The organism is Sphingobacterium sp. lm-10 (assembly GCF_023554555.1).
In the GTDB taxonomy this organism is placed as follows: Bacteria; Bacteroidota; Bacteroidia; order Sphingobacteriales; family Sphingobacteriaceae; genus Sphingobacterium.
Genome location: NZ_JAMJWC010000004.1, coordinates 78,690 through 99,068, shown reverse-complemented (window position 1 = coordinate 99,068; position 20,379 = coordinate 78,690). Strand labels below are relative to the sequence as shown.

Sequence of the window (20,379 nt, the reverse complement as noted above, 5' to 3'; positions counted from 1 at the left end):
GTATAATAATCATACAGAGGGTTTTTGACAATAATTGTTGTGTGTAATCCGTATTCTTACTTTCAAAAGATAGCTTGGTCTTGATCGGTGTTTATAAACTGAGTTACTTATGCTGAAATAGGTTATACAAATGCCTGCTTAATGACTCGTCTGCTTAGAACTGCGAAATACAATAGACAAGTTTGCTATCAAAATTAAAACAGCACCAAACATGGAAAGAAGATAGAAACTCTCCTTAAAAAAGAACACGCCTATTAATAAGATCCATACCAAGCGGAAAAAGGAAGAAGGTATAACAGATTGAATTTGATCGGACCTTAAAGCTTGTGCAAAGGCCATTTGTGCCAGAGCCGTAAGACTACCGATAACAGCAAGCAAACCTAAGGTCGGCCAATCTAACCATTTCCAATCAGAGAGTACGAACGGAAAGGCTATTACCAGCTGAGTCAGACACAACCAGACGGAAATCGATATATTCGACTCTGTTTTGGTTAATAATTTGATAATAACAAAAATTCCAGCGTTAAAAGCAACAGAGGCAAAAGCAAACAATGTTCCATAACTCCAATTAAATACGGCGCCTTGTCCTTGCGATTGAACGACTAAAGTTGCTCCTATGAAAGCAACAACAAGGGCGATAGAGCTTAACAGGTTGCTCCGTTCCGGTAAAAATAGGGGAACCAATATCGCTGCCAAAACAGGCACCAATAAGCTGATTGTCCCGACCGTTAAAAAGGTTTCATATTTTAGCGCATAGGTATAGGTAAGCATCGCTCCTAAGCCGAATACCGCTCTTAGCATCAATAACTTTTTGTTCGTCACTCTTAAAGACATGATACCATGTTTAAAAACTAAGGGTAACATGAATACCAAGCCAAACGTATTTCTGAAAAAAACGATGTCAATCGGTTTCAATTCTGTGGTCAACATCTTTACTATCGCCTCCTGTGCAACATATAAAAACGAAGACACAGCCATCCAGAAAACACCATGTAGTGTCTGGTTTTGTTTAATTTTTTGCCATAATGAAAAAGAATTCCCCATGTTAAGTACGATATTCTGGAACTCCACTTTTCTGAGGGGGAACAAAACCATCTGGATTAGACATCACCTGATCATGGGTTTTAACGGGATCCACGAAAAGTGCTTTTAATTGACTTTTGTCAATCTGGGATGCATATCCCGAAGACAATCCATCATAGTCATCCGGCATACTTGTGGTGGTCGGAAACAACAAACGATCTGAAAATAATCGGCCGCTCCATACATCATTTGAATCCTTTATAAATTGAGTTTTTTGAAGGTCAATCAACGAAGTTACCGGAGCATCAATCGGAAAGCGAAGGCTGTTTTCTGCCGCAGGAAAATCATTTTTCAATACCCAGTCAACCAGAAATTCTTGTCGCTTATTCATTTCTTCATCATTGTAACACGCAGACATGATCACAGGAATCGCCACTCCTCCGGCATCTCGATAGCTTAAAATAAATTCCAATCTTTTTTTCAATTGCGCATTATTGTCCAAGCCGCTCAACGAAATACGCATTTCTGCTTTATTTTCGACAAAGCCTTTCATTAAAGACTCATCTATTGCACGGAATGCTTTGGATATAAAAATCATTAATAACCCTTTATCTCGGACGATTCGTGTTAGCTCAAGGCCTTTTTCCCAATTCCAGGACGGATCACTATTCCAACCATTTCGAATATACCTTTGAGTAGTCGGCAATTTATCAATATCCTGCTCAACAAGCGATTTATTTAATGTGTTTTCTACGCGCACACCAAAATCTATACCCTGCCCCCAGAATGCTTTGGCGGCAAAGCACGTTCCATAACAGGCTTGTTTAGCAGACAGACAACCCGATACCAAGTCGCTAGTAATGCTATTGTTTGGCAATCCGCCAGCCATGCCTACCCGGATAGGTATTCCGTCGGGAGCTTTCAAAGCACGTTGAGGGATGTACGTTTCGTTGCTTTCCTGAATCAGGGAAGTGATTTGTTCAGAACGATGCTTGGGAAGCATTAATTGTTCTATGTCTCTGGTCAACATAAGATTTATGGTTAATGATAAAACAATTTATGTAGAGATGTTAAATTACAGAATCACACGGCCAGTTATTTTTGTGTGAAATTCGGGATCTGGATAGATCTTTAACGCTTTTAAAAACCGAATCCCACCATAGGATTCTCGTCTATGTAAGAGTTGCGTATTATCATATAATATCGTGTCACCGCTCTTCCAATCGTGTTTATAGATATTGTCAGGATGTAATATCACCTCTAACAATTCCTCTTTCTTGTGGGGCTGTACATTTAAATCGGAGTCTAATAAATCGATGGTGTTTTCACTGACGTATACGTAAGCTTTATGGGTAAGTGGGTTTGTCAATATAACAGGATGCGCAATTTTTTGATGCAGGATATTATCATGAAACGTGGCAGGTAATCTGGAACTCAAAAGGGGTCGCATCATTTCTATAAACTCCTGACTAAAAAAATCGGTAGTCGTACTAACGAAGCTCGTCTGGCCCTCGATCTCAGGAGGGATGAGACAAAATAAAACACCTATTGATGCCGGATTTTCACGAAATTCTTGGTCAGAATGCCAAAAATCGGTTGTGTTATTATGAAAACCTATATAATTTCCATCCTGATCTTTTAAGTTAGTGATATAACCAACTTCCTTATATTGCCTGCCGTGGTTAATTTTACTTGCGGACGGTTCCAGTTTGCCATTGCCAACTTTTTCGGCAAAACTTACTAGATCTTTATCGTCCAATGCTTGATTTCGGAAAATAATCAGAGATTCCTGAGCCAATAGCTGTTTGATAAATTGAATTTCATCTGCGTTTAATTCCTTTAAATCGACGCCATTGATTTCAATGCCGATATTGTTTAATCGACGAGAAATCCCGAAACTTTTAGCCCCTTCATACTCCAGTGTTTCCACAATTTTTTTCATAATGTTATTTTTAGGTAAGAACAGAGATCCGTTGTTTATTCGAAAAAGTCTTCAACTGTGCATGTAAAGTTTGACAGGTTTCAATATTATGTCCAGCTGATTATTTTTCAATCTTGGGCCAGCCGGGTGAGTGGAACCGCACAGTTTAATATCAGTGCCATTACTCAAAATATGGTATCAAAATCACGCCACTTTTTCACAGATCAGCGACTATTTTTTTAAATTAATTAGTGTAGAATAAAATTATTTAAAAAAAATCGACACTTGTGTAGGTTTTCGAAGAATTAATATATTCTTAATAATGTGAATACAGAAGGAGGTGTAAATTTAAACGGCATGCAACAGCGGTACGTTATTATATCTAGAAAGAGCCTGACAACGTGTTTCTGCTTGGAAAAATATGTCCTCTGCAATGAGGCATACAATCCTTAGCTATGAAAAATAAATTATGCTCAAATTAAAGAATATCTCCTACACATTGCCCGACGGCAACGCGCTGCTGTCCGGAATAGACCTCACCTTACTTGCTCATGAAAAAGTTGGCCTCGTCGGCAAAAACGGGGCTGGGAAATCATTGCTGTTGAGTGTGATGAATAAAAAGATCCAACCTTAGGAAGGAAAGATCATCCAATGGGCAAACAGGTTTATTTGGTTCCTTAGCACGTTGGCCAGTTTGATCAATTAGACGGTAGCGGAAGCGCTGGGAGTACAACCTAAGCTTAGGGCGCTGCACGGATATTCTTCAGGGTGAGGTTGAATATCATTTCTGTCTTTGTGGAGGGGTTGGGTATCACACAAAAACAGAGTTTTTCGAGCAAATAAAGTACACGTGATTTCCATAAATCAGCAGGTTTGCTCTTCAACATCAAAAAGAGAGGTCTATGCATAAGTATAGACCTCTCTTAAACTTATTTTTTGGATCTTATCCTCCAAACTCCATTAAATACGCTTTCAGGAATTCATCCAGCTCACCATCTAACACGGCCTGCGTATTGGATGTTTCCTTGTTGGTTCGGAGGTCTTTAATTAGCTTGTAGGGGTGAAGCACATAATTTCGAATTTGCGATCCCCATTCTATTTTCTTTTTCGAACCTTCTATCACAGCAGTAGCTTCCTCGCGTTTGCGCATTTCAATTTCGTATAATTGAGATTTTAGCAATCGAAGGGCATTTTCTTTATTCTGTAATTGAGAGCGTGTTTCCTGGTTTTTGATAATAATACCTGTCGGCTTATGATGCAATCGCACAGCTGTTTCTACCTTGTTCACGTTTTGTCCTCCAGCACCACCGGCCCGGAAAGTATCCCATTCGATTTCTGAATCTTTGACGTCGATTTCGATATTATCATCCACTAATGGATACACATAAACAGAAGCAAAAGACGTATGTCGCTTTGCATTGGAATCAAACGGAGAGATCCGTACCAGACGATGCACGCCATTTTCTCCTTTCAAATAGCCATACGAGAAGTTGCCGGAAAATTGTAAGGTGACCGATTTAATACCGGCGACATCGCCGGCCTGATAATCTTGCTCCGTGACTTTGCAGCCATGTTTCTCACCCCACATAATGTACATACGCATCAACATCGCTGCCCAATCGCAGCTTTCGGTACCACCGGCACCCGCTGTAATCTGCAAGATCGCATCCAGCTGATCTTCCTCGGCGCTTAGCATATTTTTGAATTCCAGCTCTTCGACATTCTCCAAGGCAATTTGATATTGCTCATCAAGCTCTTGATCCGTCGCATCACCACTCTGGAAAAAATCATACATTACTGCTGTATCATCTACTGCAGCAGACATTTCATCAAACTGATCCGTCCATACCTTGGTATTCTTAATAGACAAGAGTACCCTTTCGGCAGCCTTACTATCATCCCAGAAATCTGGGCGTAGCGTAATCTCGGTCTCTTCTTCTACTGATTTTTTTCGGACATCAATGTCAAAGATGCCTCCTTAGGGACGTAACACGATCCCTCAAGTCTTGAATTTGTTCTTTTGTCATGCTTTTGCGTTTTACAAGAGTACAAAGATGTTCATTTAGGTACGAAAATCAAAAGAAGTAAGACCAAAGGGTTGGAGCAATACCAAAACCCACCAATAATTGCCCATTTTTACGTAAGTTTGGCTATAATAAAAGAATAAAGTTTATGCTACCTAAAATTGATTTTACAACCACCACTGCGTACAAATATCTTGTAGACCACTTTATAGATATTAATAAACATACTATTAAAGACCTTTTCACGCAAGATGCAGATCGCTTCGGTAAGTTCTCCATCTATTTTGGAGATATCTTGTTAGATTATTCTAAAAACCGGATCAACGATGAGACGAAAGCGCTACTGATTCAGCTAGCTCGGGAGTGTAAATTGGAGGAAGCTATCAAGGCGATGTTTTCTGGCGAAACTATTAACGAGACAGAGGGTCGGCCGGTACTGCATACAGCATTGCGCAATCGCAGTAATAGTCCGGTGCTGGTAGACGGAAAAGATGTGATGCCACAGGTGAACGCTGTTTTAGAACAGATGAAAGCTTTTTGCGAGCAAATACATTCTGGCAGTTGGAAAGGGTTTACGGGTAAGGAGATTACCGATGTCGTTAATATTGGTATTGGCGGTTCTGACCTAGGACCAGTAATGGTTACCGAAGCGCTCAAGTCCTACAAAACGCAGATCAACTCCCATTTTGTATCTAATGTTGATGGCACGCACATCGCAGAGGTGCTGAAAAAAGTAGATCCAGAAACGACCTTATTTCTGATCGCTTCCAAGACATTCACGACGCAAGAAACGATGGCGAACGCTAATTCTGCCAAAGAATGGTTTTTGGCAGCAGGAGCGTCACAGGCAGACGTAGCGAAGCACTTTGCGGCATTGAGCACGAATGCATCTGCCGTAGCAGAATTTGGTATCGATACCGACAATATGTTTGCCTTTTGGGACTGGGTTGGTGGACGTTACTCTCTATGGTCTGCTATCGGATTATCCATTGCATTAAGCATCGGTTTTGATCATTTCGAAGAACTATTGGCTGGAGCACACGAGACAGATGTTCATTTTCAGAAAGTAGATTTTGAAGAGAATATCCCTGTAATCTTAGCCTTGCTAGGTGTGTGGTATAATAATTTCTTCCAATCGGAGAGCCATGCTATCCTGCCTTACGATCAATATCTACATCGCTTTGCTGCTTACTTTCAACAAGGTGATATGGAAAGTAACGGGAAATATGTGGATCGCAATGGCGCGCGTGTGGAGTATGAAACCGGCCCTATTATCTGGGGAGAACCAGGCACCAATGGGCAGCATGCGTTCTATCAGCTCATTCATCAGGGAACGAAATTAATTCCTTGTGATTTTATCGCACCCGCTATATCGCACAACCCGATTGGTAATCACCATACGCTACTGTTGTCCAACTTTTTCGCTCAAACCGAAGCGTTGATGAATGGCAAGGAAGAAGATGTGGTGGTGGCAGAATTGCAGAAGGCAGGAAAGTCCGCAGAAGATATAGAGAAGTTGAAGGCTTTCAAAGTGTTTGAAGGAAACCGACCGAGTAATTCATTCTTGATCAAGAAAATTACACCGCATACTTTGGGAGCCCTAATTGCGCTCTACGAGCATAAAATTTTTGTGCAAGGTGTTATATGGAATATATTCTCTTTCGATCAATGGGGGGTAGAATTGGGTAAACAACTGGCAAATCAGATATTACCGGAGTTAAACAGTGAAGATAACATCACTTCACACGATAGTTCTACAAATGGCCTGATTAATCAGTATAAAAAGTGGCGCTAAGACAGAATTATTGTAAAAATAAAGACACAATGTTCTTATTGTGGTCGCTATTTCCGACTTTTAGAGCGAACTCATGACGAAAATCATGAGTTCGCTGCTTTTAACCTTTAACATTACCATTATGAAAAGCCCCTTGAGGTCAAAACTTAAAAACAATGGCGCACGCTTGCTAGTTGGCGCGATATGGCTGACAGGTATTTCTGTTGGACACGCACAGCGCGGTCGTGCACAAGCAGAAATGCCAATTACAGATCCAATTATCCAACAAATTGTAAACGAAGCTAATAATAATTCTCAGTTGGAGGATTTGGCTTTCGAATTACTGGATGTCGTTGGCCCCCGTTTGGTGGGTACGCCACAGATGACTAAGGCAAATGATTGGACTGTCGAGAAATTTCAAAGCTGGGGAATTAAGGCCGAAAAACAACAATTTGGCGAATGGCATGGTTGGGAACGTGGCATTTCACATATTGATATGGTGCATCCTCGTGTCAAAACTTTGGCCGGAACACAATTAGCTTGGAGCCCAAGTACGAACGGCAAAGCGGTAGAGGCAGAGGTAATCACCATGCCTCAGTGGAAAGATTCGTTGGATTTCCGGAAATGGTTGCCACAAGTAAAAGGTAAATATGTGATGATTTCACAACCGCAGCCCACCGGCCGCCCGGATTATAACTGGACAGAATATGGAACACCAGAGTCCATCGCAAAAATGAAATCTCAACGCGATTCTTTAACGACGATTTGGAATGCGAATGTAGCCAAAACTGGTTTTTCTGCGAACTCCTTACCGTCGATTCTAGAAGAGGCGGGTGCAGTAGGTATTCTTACAAGCTACTGGTCCTGGGAATTTGGGGCTAACAAAATCTTTGGTGCACGTTCTAAAATGGTACCTTCACTCGATATCTCCTTAGAAGACTACGGTATTCTACATCGACTGGCCGAGCGCGGACATAAACCAAGAATTCAGGTCGAAACCGCTTCGAAGTCTTTGGGCGTAGTACCATCTTTCAATACCATTGCGGAAATCAAAGGGACAGAATTTCCAGATGAATATGTGATCCTATCGGCGCATTTGGACTCCTGGGAGGGAGGTTCTGGCGCGACTGATAACGGTACAGGTACGGTCACCATGATGGAAGTCGCCCGTGTGCTGAAGAAGATTTTGCCGAATCCGAAGCGTACCATTTTGATCGGATTATGGGGTAGCGAAGAGCAGGGCTTGAATGGTTCTCGCGCATTCGTTATTGATAATCCAGATATCGTAGAAAAAACACAAGCGGTATTTAATTTAGATAATGGTACCGGGCGTGTGGTTAATATCGACGGATCGGGTTTCGTGCACTCTTATGACTATCTAGGCCGTTGGTTATCTGCCGTGCCGAGTAATATTACTAAAGAAATTAAAACTACCTTTCCTGGAAATCCGGGCGGGGGCGGCTCAGATCATGCCTCCTTTGTGGCGGCTGGCATTCCGGCTTTTATGCTGAGTTCTCTATCTTGGGGGTATTTTAGCATTACCTGGCATACCAATCTCGATACCTATGATAAATTGGTGTTCGATGATTTGAGGAGCAATGTTATTCTGACGGCCACCATGGCTTATAAGGCCTCTGAAGAGCCCGAATTGGTCGACCGTGAGCAACGTGTGATGCCTGCAGGACGTAACGGGCAGCCAAACCCTTGGCCAACGATTCGCCAGCCAAGACGTACTGGAGTAGGTTATTAGTAAGAATCATGTGTAGCTGATACGCAAACATTTTGCCCAGGAGGCTGTTCAGGATACTGTGCAGCCTTTTCGAGTAAATGAATTATGGCATCAGCTCGAAAATGCACCCGGGGTAAGATTTGGGAATTAGTTAATAAATCTTAAATGGAAGCTTACTTGGTAGATAATTCATTAAATTTACACAAGTAATCCCCCGGCACATCGCAAAATGTTTCCTATCTTGGTGAAAGATAGTGCGTGCAAAAGGTTCGGATTTTAATTCTTAGAATGATACATTTAAATCAGACAGTATATATGTTTAAACAGTTATTAGTTTCGTTGGTGTTAGTGTCGGTATTGGCCTGTGGATCGAAACCTAGAGTAAGTCTGAATGAGGGGGAGGCCTTAAAACCTTCAGCGCAGCACGAGGTTATTGCCAAAGAGGTTGCCAATATTTTGGAGAATATCAGTTACAAGAAAGTAGCTATGGGCGATTCTCTTTCGAATATCGTTTATACCAACTTATTGAATAGCGTAGATATGGGCAAGGTGTACTTGCTACAATCCGATATCGATGATTTTGAACAGTTTCGCAATTCTATCAGTCAGGATTTCAAAGACGGCGATTTATCCGCCCCCTTCTATATGTTTAATCAATATGCAAAGCGCTATATTGAGAGTATGGAATATGCGCTATCTCAAGTAGATGTGGAGCATGATTTTACCATAGAAGAAGAATATATCAACAATAGGGAGAAGCTGGGTTGGTTCAAAACTCAGGATGAGCTGAAAGACCAATGGCGTAAACGTGTGAAGTATGACCTGCTAAACCTAAAGCTTATCGGTAGTGACACCACTAGCATGGATAAGCATAAAGAGGTGTTGCGATCTCGCTACAAAAACCTAATCTCTCAAGCTAAGAAGATTGATTCCAATGAGGTGTTTCAAGTGGTGATGGGTTCATTAACCGATGCGGTAGATCCTCACACTACTTATTACAATCCATTCTTTGCACAAGCATTTAACGAAAGTATGTCTAACACGCTAGAAGGTATTGGTGCCCAGCTGATGATGGAGAATGAGACCGTTAAAATCACTGACATAATCGCTGGAGGACCAGCTTTTAAAGATAAGCGACTGAAGATCAATGATCGTATTATTGGTGTTGCCCAAGGCGATGGAGATTTTGAAGATATCATAGGATGGCGATTGGATGCTGCGGTATCGAAGATTAAAGGTCCTAAAGGAACGGTAGTTCGTTTGCGCGTAATCCCGGCAGGTCAGGATTTGACTGCACAGCCGAAGATTGTCGAGCTTACTCGGGATAAGATTGTCTTGGCAGAAGGATCTGCAAAATATGAAATCAAAGAGGTAAAAGGCGATGACGGTGCTAACTACAAAGTTGGCGTGATCAGCTTGCCAAAATTCTATATTGATTTTGAGGCATTGCGTCGTCGTGATCCAAATTATAAGAGCGCTACGCGAGATATTCGGTATATACTGGATACGTTGAAACAAAAAGATGTGCAGGCAGTCGTGTTGGATTTGCGAAATAATGGTGGTGGTTCTTTGCAAGAAGCGATCGAGCTGACTGGTCTATTTATTGATCAGGGTCCTGTGGTACAAGTGAAGGATGTACGCAACCGCGTAGAGATCAATAGCGATCGTGAGCCAGGTGTTTCTTGGGATGGTCCGCTAGGAGTCATGGTAAATAGGTTCTCGGCGTCGGCTTCAGAAATCTTCGCTGGTGCTATTCAGGATTACGGGCGAGGCGTAATCTTAGGCTCTACGACCTTTGGTAAAGGTACCGTGCAGTCTGCTTTAGATATGTCTCGATTTATCAGTACCACCAGCCGTCTGTTGCTGAAAGCATCGGATGCGAGTGAAAGCAAAAATGAAAACATTCCAGCGGGTGCGCCCGAGTTCGGTCAGATCAATGTGACAATGGGTATGTATTACCGTGTGAGTGGAAGCAGTACACAGCATCGTGGCGTAGAAGCGGATGTGTCATTCCCATCCCAGTTCTCTGCAGATAAATTTGGCGAAAGCTCTGAGCCATCTGCGTTGCCTTGGGATTCCATTAAAATGGCTCCATTTAAGCCGGTGGCTGATTTAAAAACGGTAAATAAAGCCTTGAACGAAAAGCATCAAAAACGCATTGAGAAATCTCCTGCATATGGCTTTCTTATGGAAGATATCAAGAAGTTTAATGAAGAAGATTCCATTCCTAAAGTGAGTTTGAATGAAGTCAAGTTGAAAGCCGAGCGGGATAAATTCCGAAAAGATAATCGAGACCGTATTAACCAACAGAGAGCTTACCTAGGTATGCCATTGTGGGAAGAAGGCAAGCCACAGCCACAGCATGAGTTCGACTTCATTCTGGATGAAAGCCTGACAGTGATGACAGATTACATCCGCTTGAAGAAATAAAACGTGTTACATCTCATTGCGCGAAGCGCAATGAATCAGATATAGTGCAAAGACAAAGCGCTTCTCAAATAATTTGAGAAGCGCTTTGTCTTTGTCAAGTAGTCTTATTAAGACTGGCGCAACTTAAAATAGCTTTTCTCGCAATTTCCAGTATTGCACTAGCTCTTCTTTGGCCTCTTCGAATTGGGATAATGCAATATGAACTTCGCCTTTCTTATCACGAATCGCTAATTCTAGCAGCGGATCTTGATCATCAACCGCCAACTTCTCTGCTCTAGCAAATTCCAATAAAGCAATTTTGTAGTTTTTTTGTGCAAGTTTGGAAGAGGCAAGCATGTATTCAATCTTGCCAAGATCCTGCCGGAAGTTTCTGGCTGTAGCCAGGTCCCGGGCTTGTATTAAGAACCACTGCGCTTCGGTATGCTTATCATGCATCTGATAAATGGTAGCGAGTAGCTGCCAAGCCAATACCTTACTCTGCGGATCTTTCGCGCGATTGTACAAAGGAATCGCTTTGCGGATGATAGAATTTTCGGCTAGTTTGTAATCTTTGAGATATGCTTGTACTAAGGCGATTTTCATCCAACTGTTTGCCTGCTCCACCATTGATGCACGCTTGTCCAATTTAGCCAACAAGCGCTCTTGCAAAGCAGCTGCTTCGCGATAGTTGCGATTAAATAGGTATACATCTGCCAAATTACGTTGCAAAGCTGAAAAATCACCCTCCATTACAGCGCCATTTTCTAGATCAACGGCACCAATCAACAAGCCCACAGCCTGCGGTACGTAACGCTTGTTAAGAGATTGCCAGGCATACTCATTCAAGAGCGCGGCCGCCAGTGCCGTATTGCCAAGTGAAGTTTCCTGATGTATTGCTTTGTTCCACTCTTCGTTATTAGCAGGTAAAGGCTGATAGAGTTGACCCACTAAAGGCCTTTTGCTGGTAAACCGAAATTCGGTAAGCAGATCCTGAAACTGCATAGCACGTTCGATAGAGTCTTGAAAAGATTTCTTATCGGCATAGTCGTCTATTAAAATTTCCTTTTCTGTACGCGGGGCAGGAAGAAAATAGGCCTTCGGCCCAATTCCATCAAATGCGCGATTGTATTTTAGGTCTTCGCCTATCGGTTTTGCCGATTGAGCATGTACGCCGCTTATGATGCAAAGCGAGCCGACCGTAACAAATATTTTCTGTATGTGCTTCATCGTTCTTAAGCTAAGGTACAAAAGTATTGAGTAAGTTAGCAGTGTTTTGATGAGAAACAAAATGCACAATTCAGATGAAAATCTGTTAACTTAGGCAGGCACAAGTAGCGCTCAAAAGCATAGGAAGAGAAGATGACAACGAAGATACCTTTAGCAGAACGAATGCGTCCAAAACACCTTTCCGACTACATCGGGCAAAGTCATATCGTAGGTGAAGGAGCAGTACTGCACAACGCAATTCAGCAGAAAAACATTCCCTCCATGATTCTTTGGGGCCCACCGGGAGTGGGTAAGACTACGTTAGCGCTACTCTTTGCCAAAGAGATTGATCGGCCTTTTTTTAGCTTAAGTGCAATTCAAGCCGGTGTTAAAGAAGTAAGGGAGGTCATCGAAAAGGCGCGTCAACTTTTTGAATTTAATCAAGAGCGACCAATCCTGTTTATTGATGAGATCCACCGTTTTTCGAAGTCACAGCAAGATTCCTTATTAGGTGCTGTAGAGAAAGGACTAGTTACGCTAATTGGTGCGACCACAGAGAACCCGTCTTTCGAAGTAATTAGCGCTTTGCTCTCCAGATGTCAGGTGTATGTGTTGGAGTCACTTTCTGAAGAACAATTGGTATCGATTATTCAACACGCATTGAGTACCGACGAGACACTTCGCGAACAACAGCTCGAGATAAAAGAATATGAAGCCCTGCTGCGATTGTCTGGAGGAGATGCCCGTCGATTGCTCAATGTATTAGAATTGGTGGCGCAGGCTGCGGATCAACAGAAAGTAGTAATTGATAATGATTTTGTACTGAAACAAGTACAGCAAAATATGGCTCGGTATGATAAAACCGGTGAACAGCATTATGATATCATCTCTGCATTTATAAAATCCATTCGCGGTAGCGACCCCAACGCTGCGGTATACTGGCTGGCACGAATGATTGCTGGAGGGGAAGACCCGAAATTTATCGCCCGTCGCTTGCTGATTTTAGCGTCAGAAGATATTGGTAATGCTAATCCGAATGCGCTGTTACTGGCGAACAACTGTTTTCAGGCGGTGAATGTGATTGGCTGGCCAGAATCCAGAATAATTTTATCGCAAACCGTTACCTACCTGGCCAGCTCTGCGAAGAGCAATGCATCTTACGAGGCCATTAACCAAGCGCAGGCATTGGTCAAACGTACGGGAGATTTATCCGTTCCGCTCCATCTGCGTAATGCACCGACAAAATTGATGAAGGAATTGGACTATGGTACAGAATACCAGTATGCACACGCCTTTCCTGGCAATTTTGTAAATCAGGAATTTATGCCAGAGGAGTTGTCAGGCACGAAATTATATGACCCCGGCCATAATTTGGCCGAGGATAAAGTGCGTCAATCGTTGCGCGATAAGTGGAAAGGTAAGTACCGGTATTAGCCTGCTTAGAATAGCTTTTCCGGGTAGGTACCTAACCGAATTAATTCGGAAATACTTTCTTGTACAATGGGTTTGTCTTCCTTATACGTAACGCCGAACCATTTAGACGAGGTTGGTATTACTTTGAAATCTGCCAGGCCACGTTTCACCATGTAATCGGGGATGGTTGGAATAAAGAATTCTGATTTGGGATTGTCGGCATTCTGCTCCACAAAATCAGGAAACAACTCCTGAAGAACGTTGAAAATATGCGGAGTAAAACCCCAAAAGTTCATGGATACACGCGTGTCGAATGGTAGCTCATATTGCACATTGTCTTCTTCATATACAATCTTGGTATTGTCGGATTCGCCTTTCACATAATAAATGTTAGTACGCTCTGTTACAGACTTCATATTACCTTCTGCATCCACTTCACAAACACCACGAGAAACATATCCATAATCAGACATCGTGTTCCCTAACTGGAAGCCCATCAATGCCATATTGCTATCTGATACATCGTCTGTAAGAAACTTAGCCATTTTATCAAAGGCATCAAATCCGTAAAAATCGTCGGCGTTGATAACACAGAAGTTTTCCTGAACCTGCTCCTTCGCAGACATAACAGCGTGCGCCGTACCCCATGGTTTCGTGCGCTCGATTTCACGCTCAATACCAAATCGGCGAAGGTCAAAGCTTTGAAAAGCGTAAGCAACATCAATCTTGCCACGCAACTTTTCGTCGAAGGTATTCCGCATCACTTCTTCAAACTCCTCGCGGATTACGAAAACGACCTTACCAAAGCCAGCACGGATAGCATCGAAGATAGAATAGTCTATGATCGTCTCATTATGTGGGCCGAAGCCGTCAACTTGTTTCAGAGAGCCATAACGGCTAGCCATTCCGGCTGCTAGTACTACGAGAGTGGGTTTGTTCATGAGTTGCCTTTGTTTCTTTTATTAAACTTTATCTTCAAGCAAAGTGCCAAAGATAAAACATTATATCATGACATATAAATTTTGTTAATTTTGTTATGAATAGGCCATATAGATAGATGTTTAAACGTCTTTGGCGGAAATTTTGCTAGATAGATAAGTAAGGAGAGAAGATCCTAACGATTCCACTGACTATTAGTGTAGAATGGTACAGTAGAAGATTAAACAAATTAGGCATACTCGCCTAAAACATTCCGCTCTTTCAAACGTAACTAGTTAGATAGAAAGGGATAGCATCGCTCCTTAGGGGCGATGATGCCTTTAAGGGTGGAATAACGATAACACATATAATTAGAGATATCAATAAAATCAAATATTATGGGAAATCAAGCTTTAGAGCAAGGGTTTAATGAAATTTTAGAAGGTAACAAGGGTTGGGTAGACTTTGTCAGCAAAGATACATCCGGACGGTTCGATCAATTATCGAGAGGGCAAAGTCCAGAGATCTTATGGATTGGTTGCGCAGATAGTCGGGTTCCTGCCAACGAAATTACGGGTCGTAAGCCCGGCGAAGTATTTGTACATCGCAACATTGCTAATATGTGCGTACACTCCGATATGAGTATGCTTTCCGTATTGGATTACGCCGTAAATGTATTAAAGATAAAACATATTGTCGTTGCAGGCCACTATGGATGCGGTGGTGTGGCAGCCTCTTTAAGTCGCAAACAATTTGGTATCATTGACAACTGGTTGTGTCATATAAAAGATGTATATCGCCTCCATTCGGAAGAGATTGATGGTATAACGGACGAAGAAAAGCGGGTAGATCGTTTGGTAGAGCTAAATGTGAAAGAGCAGGTATTTAACTTATGCACGACTTCGATTGTTCAAAATGCTTGGAAAAACGGACAGGATCTAGCGGTTCACGGTATGGTGGTGAACATCGGAACTGGGGAACTGATTAATCAGGAATGTACCTTTGATTCTAATGAGGATTTAGGTAAAGTATTTGCCTACCAATAGGCTCATTGAATTCCTGAAATGTACATAACGAGGCTGTCTAAAAGAAGCATTTTTTATCTTCAATGTCCTTCTTTTTAGACAGCCTCTTCTTTTATCTTCTAACCTCCCCGCTATGGGTTACGGATATGCCGTAAGGATTAGCAAATTGATCTAATAGTACCGAGAGTTCCCCACGAGTAATTGGACGCTCAGGGTCGTATGAACCCTCAAATTGAAGTTTTCTGCTCCATTCTTCCGCAATCTGTCTGTTGACCTCCTGACCACGGACTCCCAGAAATTTTACTAACTCTATGGCATCTTTCCACAATAACTCTTCTCCACCATGATCGATGAACCAAAGTTGGCTACGGGAGTAAAGCTGATCCAGCACCGGTTGGATTTCTGCATAATGCACCTTTTTCTGTGGTTTAAAACGGTGATCGTCCAGTGCAAATAATCCGGTTAGATAGATTTTCTGCCAGCTATTGAAATGTGGATCTTCGGTGGCCACATCTACAGCAGGGAATAGGCGGCTTTGGTAAGTCAGTAGCTCCGATTGCAATTTGCGGAGATCTATTTTATCTACAGTTGTTCTAAAAAAAGCAGTATATGCTGCTGCAGCCCCTATAGCTTGCCCAAACTGCATGCGTAAGCCGATGTTTTCGGGACTTGACGCTAACGCGTGTAGTGGATATAGGGTGAAAAAATTATTTTTAACGTTATCGAACACCTGTTTTGCAGTTAATAGGTGTATCTCTCCTCGATCTTCGCCTACGGCTAGGATAGTACGTGTCGTTTGTAGATTACCCATGTGGCCCTCTTCAGTATGTTCTTGTTGCCTGTCCAGTGTTGGAATCCTAATCATTAATGTTTGCTTTTCTGAAGCATCAACGATGGATCGTAAGTCATAACGTTTACGATTACTTAACAGTACTTGCCATCCTCTCCGACCCAAAGAAATCTTGTTGACAGTTGTCTGTTGGAAAATCGTAAGTTGAGGCACCTTTTGTAGCAAGACTTCAGCAGCCTGCCACAATTGCCCAGGTGTAATATGCTTTTTGACGAGCGCTGCTACGCTATCGTTCGGTTCATTGTGTTGACCCGTTTCCATCAATAGCTTCATCCAGATGCCGCCATCCAAGTGATAGTCTGATGGAATGCTCCATGCCTCATCTGTATTCATTGCCGAATGTGCATCCCCAGGTGTTACCCAAATGGTAGGGACATTCGAAAGTGCACTCTGCAAGGCCGCGCTAAAGGCTTCCGCCCCTTCACCATATACCAATAGCAAAGGCTTCTTTTGCTTATGCTGTCCAAATAATGCGGCAGGCAGAATACAACAAGCCAACAACAATAGCTTCCAGTTCATAAACGTTTTATTTTAGAGAAATAAAGTTCACTATTAATACTGACCTATTCAAGCTTGCATGTAGAATTTGATGTTTAACTTTCAGTTTTCCCTAAAAACCCGAACCGCTCCAGGTTGCAAAAATGTGTTTAGATCAATCTTTACTGTTAATGCTTTTGTACAATGACATATCATTGCTAAGGACGTTGTTTATGACTAGTGCGATGCCCAAGTGTAGCGTAATAAAGGACGAACAAATAACTTGGAAAGACAATCCAATAAGCTTGTGTATTGCCAATAAGTTGTGATAATTGGCCATAAGCTAAAGGTAGAACAGCCCCTCCGGCAATACCCATGACCAAGAGTCCAGATGCTGACGGTGTCAGCCGGCCCATTCCTCTCAACGCTAGAGGCCATATCGCTGGCCATACCAGGGAATTGGCCAGACCTAGCATAGCGACAAAAGCCAAAGACACCATACCGGTAGTGCTGACTATTATAACTGTAAAAATCATACCTAGTATGGCGCACCATTTTAGAGCCACCTCCTGCGCGATAAATCTTGGGATCGCCCATATTCCTATTAGATAGCCGCTAATCATGGCGCTCATGGTCAATCCAGTAAAAAATTTGGCTTGGGAGAGTGGAATCCCCAAGGACTTGCCGTAAGCAATAATAGTGTCTCCGGCAATTACCTCAACGCCTACGTACATGAATAAAGCAATAAAACCCAGCACAATTTGCCGATGAGCCCATATGCTGTTTCTCTCTGGTGCTTCTGAAAGAGAATCCTCAACCTCTTCTTCAGGAGGCTCTACTTCTGGTAGGTTAGATTTAATAATAAAGTAGGCTAGGATTGCCAAAACCAGCACAATACCCATGTATGGATGCACCACCTGAAGCGCTACCGCATCCAAAGCTGCCTTGTGTTCTGATTTGCTAAGCGAATTAACCTGACTCGCGATTTTATCTGCTTCGTCCAAGTTCAAGAAAAAACCAAGCACAATTGGAGCAGCAGCGCCAGCGAGCTTATTGAAGATACCCATGATAGAGATACGCTTTGCCGCCGATTCTACCGGCCCTAGGATGGTTATATATGGATTGGACGCTGTCTGCAGGATGGCCAGACCTCCTCCAATCGTAAATAGCCCCAGCAAAAATAGCTCATAGGCTCTGAGAAAAGCCGCCGGAATAAATAGTGCAGCGCCCAAAGCCATGATAGCCAAAGAGATACCCATGCCTTTTTTAAACCCATATCGCTTTAGGACTTTTGCTGATATCGGAGCCATGACGAGGTAGGAGATATAAAAAGCGAAGGTGACCAGGTAGGATTGTGTCTCGCTAAGCTCACAGGCGATCTTTAGGTATGGGATCAATAAGGAATTTAGCCAAGTGACAAACCCAAAGATAAAAAATAGTGACCCGATAATAATCATTGGACCTAAAGTCGATGAGGGTTGTTGTGTAGGTATAATTTTCATACGAAGTGTAATCTGGATTTGCTATATACAAGTGGTAAGATTACGAAATATTTTGAAGTCTATACCCCCTCTCCAAAAAATCAATCGTTTGTGTGCATTTTTTAGTCGCTTACTGGATGTTCCGATTTTATAATTAGAGCTAAAAAATACTATCGCTCGTGTTTGTATTGTTAGAGAGGGATCCATGCTTGCGCATCAAATATTCGACAAATTGTATTGGAGTTCGATTCCAGGGATTGTATATGTCGATATACCAAAAGAAAGATTAGATCCTGATGTAACCGTTATTGCGCTACTGCTGGACGGACCAATCGAACTATATAAAGGAGAAGTGTCGGCATTAGAAAGTAATCTGTAACGCTATTTTCTGTTATTTCATTTGTTTAGGGTATAGCGTTAATCTCATTGAATTCCCTAAATTTGCAAGATGTTAGAGGAAGAAAAATCACTGAATTTTATCGAAGAAATCATCGAAGAGGATCTTCGGGAAGGTAAGAACGATGGACGTGTATTGACCCGTTTTCCGCCGGAACCGAATGGTTACCTGCATATTGGTCATGCTAAATCTATCTGTTTAAACTTTTCGGTAGCCAACAGGTATAAGGGGCAAACTAATCTACGCTTCGACGATACCAATCCGGTAACCGAAGATGCGGAATATGTAGAAAGCATCAAACAGGATATTCAGTGGTTAGGCTTCCAATGGGCAAATGAATTATACACCTCTGATTATTTCGATCAGCTTTACGAACTTGCGGTGTCGTTGATTCGCCAGGGATTGGCTTACGTGGATGATAGTACGGCAGAGGAAATTGCAGCTGCTAAAGGTACGCCTACCGAACCTGGTGTGCCTACGCCATACCGCGATCGATCGATCGAGGAAAACTTGCAATTATTTCAGGAAATGCGTGACGGTGTCTATCCTGATGGCGCAAAGGTATTGCGCGCTAAAATTGATTTGGCGAATCCAAATATGCATCTGCGCGACCCTTTGTTATATCGTATTAAACACGCGGACCACCATCGTACGGGCGACAAGTGGAAGATCTATCCCATGTATGATTTTGCACATGGACAATCCGATGCGATTGAGAAAATCACGCATTCGATCTGTACCTTGGAGTTTATTCCACATCGTCCACTATACGATTGGTTGATCAATAAATTGGAGATTTTCCCTTCTAAACAATACGAGTTTTCGCGCCTGAATCTGAATTATACCGTGATGAGCAAACGCAAGTTGCTGCAACTGGTCAACGAAGGTTTGGTAGAAAGTTGGGACGATCCACGGATGCCTACTATTTCAGGATTACGCCGTCGTGGCTACACGCCTGCGAGTATCCGTAATTTCTGCGATCGTATAGGCGTACAGAAGCGAGAGAACATGATTGACGTGGGCTTATTGGAATTCTGTATCCGCGAAGATCTGAATAAAACGGCTTGGAGACGTATGGCCGTCATCGATCCTATAAAACTAGTGATCACCAACTATCCGGAAGCACAGGAAGAAATATTAGTCGGTGAAAATAATCCAGAGGTAGAAGGTGGTGAAGGATCACGTGATATTCCCTTCTCCCGTGAGCTTTGGATAGAGCGAGAAGACTTTATGGAAAACGCGCCAAAGAAATTCTTCCGGTTAGGGCCAGGCTTATCGGTGCGTTTGAAACACGCCTATATTGTAGAATGTCACGATTTCGTGAAAGACGAGTCTGGGAAAGTGACCGAGGTGCATGTTAATTATTTACCTAACTCAAAATCTGGGGAAGATACCTCAGGATTGAAAGTGAAAGGAACGATTCATTGGGTATCGGTACCACATGCCAAGACGGTAGAGGTTCGATTATACGATCGTTTGTTTCAAGACGAAAATCCCGCCGCGTCGGAAGATTTTCGGACCTTAATCAACCCAGAAAGTTTGCAAATCGTAGAAAAGGCTTATGTAGAACCCGATCTGGCAACTGCTGAGCCGGGTAGAGGATACCAGTTTATCCGGATGGGATATTATACCTTAGACACCAAGTCTACGCCATCACATCTGGTCTTTAACCGTACAGTGACGCTGCGAGATTCGTGGGCGAAGGAAGTGAAAAAGGGATAAACGATCGCCC

At 42.5% G+C, this 20,379-nt stretch carries 16 protein-coding genes; 8 read left to right on the top strand and 8 right to left on the bottom strand.

Features of this window, described 5'->3' with window-relative positions:
* Window positions 1-138 precede the first annotated feature (138 nt).
* The 3 genes from M8998_RS15875 to M8998_RS15865 are packed head-to-tail and all read right to left on the bottom strand — an operon-like array spanning window position 139 to window position 2,965.
* Window positions 139-1,044: a DMT family transporter gene (locus M8998_RS15875; RefSeq protein ID WP_249994622.1), complete on the bottom strand. Its 906-nt coding sequence runs from the start codon at window positions 1,042-1,044 to the stop codon at window positions 139-141.
* Window position 1,045: 1 nt separating this feature from the next.
* A complete protein-coding gene (locus tag M8998_RS15870; protein WP_249994619.1) occupies window positions 1,046-2,053 on the bottom strand; it encodes a hypothetical protein in 1,008 nt (335 codons plus the stop codon).
* 45 nt (window positions 2,054-2,098) lie between these two features.
* Window positions 2,099-2,965 (bottom strand): TauD/TfdA dioxygenase family protein, encoded by an 867-nt coding sequence (locus M8998_RS15865; protein WP_249994616.1) that lies wholly within the window; start codon window positions 2,963-2,965, stop codon window positions 2,099-2,101.
* 448 nt (window positions 2,966-3,413) lie between these two features.
* Here M8998_RS15865 and M8998_RS15860 point away from each other — a divergent pair, with 448 nt between their 5' ends.
* Window positions 3,414-3,578 carry an ATP-binding cassette domain-containing protein gene (locus tag M8998_RS15860; RefSeq protein ID WP_249994614.1) on the top strand — a complete coding sequence of 55 codons (165 nt, stop codon included), beginning with the start codon at window positions 3,414-3,416 and terminating at the stop codon, window positions 3,576-3,578.
* Between the two features lie 309 nt (window positions 3,579-3,887).
* Here the strand turns inward: M8998_RS15860 and prfB are convergent.
* A protein-coding gene (prfB, locus tag M8998_RS15855) for a peptide chain release factor 2 (RefSeq protein WP_249994612.1) occupies window positions 3,888-4,971 on the bottom strand; the annotation gives its coding sequence in 2 pieces (ribosomal slippage) (window positions 3,888-4,910 and window positions 4,912-4,971; 1,083 coding nt in all).
* A gap of 145 nt (window positions 4,972-5,116) precedes the next feature.
* Here prfB and pgi point away from each other — a divergent pair.
* The 3 genes from pgi to M8998_RS15840 all read left to right on the top strand — a co-directional run bounded on the left by pgi (window position 5,117) and on the right by M8998_RS15840 (window position 10,901).
* Window positions 5,117-6,763, top strand: coding sequence for a glucose-6-phosphate isomerase (gene pgi / locus M8998_RS15850; RefSeq protein ID WP_249994609.1), 1,647 nt, complete (start codon window positions 5,117-5,119; stop codon window positions 6,761-6,763).
* Window positions 6,764-6,884: 121 nt separating this feature from the next.
* Window positions 6,885-8,492 carry a M20/M25/M40 family metallo-hydrolase gene (locus M8998_RS15845; RefSeq protein ID WP_249994607.1) on the top strand — a complete coding sequence of 536 codons (1,608 nt, stop codon included), beginning with the start codon at window positions 6,885-6,887 and terminating at the stop codon, window positions 8,490-8,492.
* Window positions 8,493-8,786: 294 nt separating this feature from the next.
* Complete coding sequence (locus tag M8998_RS15840) at window positions 8,787-10,901, top strand: carboxy terminal-processing peptidase (RefSeq protein WP_249994605.1); 2,115 nt, start codon at window positions 8,787-8,789, stop codon at window positions 10,899-10,901.
* Window positions 10,902-11,024: 123 nt separating this feature from the next.
* On the opposite strand, the gene M8998_RS15835 is transcribed toward M8998_RS15840, so the two are convergent.
* Window positions 11,025-12,107: a tetratricopeptide repeat protein gene (locus tag M8998_RS15835; RefSeq protein WP_249994603.1), complete on the bottom strand. Its 1,083-nt coding sequence runs from the start codon at window positions 12,105-12,107 to the stop codon at window positions 11,025-11,027.
* 132 nt (window positions 12,108-12,239) lie between these two features.
* Here M8998_RS15835 and M8998_RS15830 point away from each other — a divergent pair, with 132 nt between their 5' ends.
* On the top strand, window positions 12,240-13,520 hold the full coding sequence (locus M8998_RS15830) for a replication-associated recombination protein A (RefSeq protein WP_249994601.1): 1,281 nt from the start codon (window positions 12,240-12,242) through the stop codon (window positions 13,518-13,520).
* A 5-nt stretch (window positions 13,521-13,525) separates the two neighbouring features.
* Here M8998_RS15830 and M8998_RS15825 read toward each other — a convergent pair whose 3' ends face one another.
* Window positions 13,526-14,440: a sugar phosphate nucleotidyltransferase gene (locus tag M8998_RS15825; RefSeq protein ID WP_249994599.1), complete on the bottom strand. Its 915-nt coding sequence runs from the start codon at window positions 14,438-14,440 to the stop codon at window positions 13,526-13,528.
* Between the two features lie 375 nt (window positions 14,441-14,815).
* Here M8998_RS15825 and M8998_RS15820 point away from each other — a divergent pair, with 375 nt between their 5' ends.
* On the top strand, window positions 14,816-15,463 hold the full coding sequence (locus tag M8998_RS15820) for a carbonic anhydrase (RefSeq protein ID WP_249994596.1): 648 nt from the start codon (window positions 14,816-14,818) through the stop codon (window positions 15,461-15,463).
* 91 nt (window positions 15,464-15,554) lie between these two features.
* Here the strand turns inward: M8998_RS15820 and M8998_RS15815 are convergent, their stop codons facing one another.
* Both M8998_RS15815 and M8998_RS15810 read right to left on the bottom strand, forming a co-directional pair.
* Window positions 15,555-16,811, bottom strand: a complete 1,257-nt coding sequence (locus M8998_RS15815; RefSeq protein WP_249994594.1) for a hypothetical protein — start codon at window positions 16,809-16,811, stop codon at window positions 15,555-15,557.
* 176 nt (window positions 16,812-16,987) lie between these two features.
* The gene (locus M8998_RS15810) at window positions 16,988-18,271 is read right to left on the bottom strand and encodes a sugar MFS transporter (protein WP_249994592.1); all 1,284 of its coding nucleotides are present in this window, start codon (window positions 18,269-18,271) and stop codon (window positions 16,988-16,990) included.
* Between the two features lie 184 nt (window positions 18,272-18,455).
* Here M8998_RS15810 and M8998_RS15805 point away from each other — a divergent pair, with 184 nt between their 5' ends.
* A complete protein-coding gene (locus M8998_RS15805) occupies window positions 18,456-18,629 on the top strand; it encodes a hypothetical protein (RefSeq protein ID WP_249994590.1) in 174 nt (57 codons plus the stop codon).
* A gap of 69 nt (window positions 18,630-18,698) precedes the next feature.
* Entirely contained in the window at window positions 18,699-20,369 is a 1,671-nt protein-coding gene (locus M8998_RS15800; RefSeq protein WP_249994588.1) for a glutamine--tRNA ligase/YqeY domain fusion protein, read from the top strand.
* Window positions 20,370-20,379: the final 10 nt, after the last annotated feature.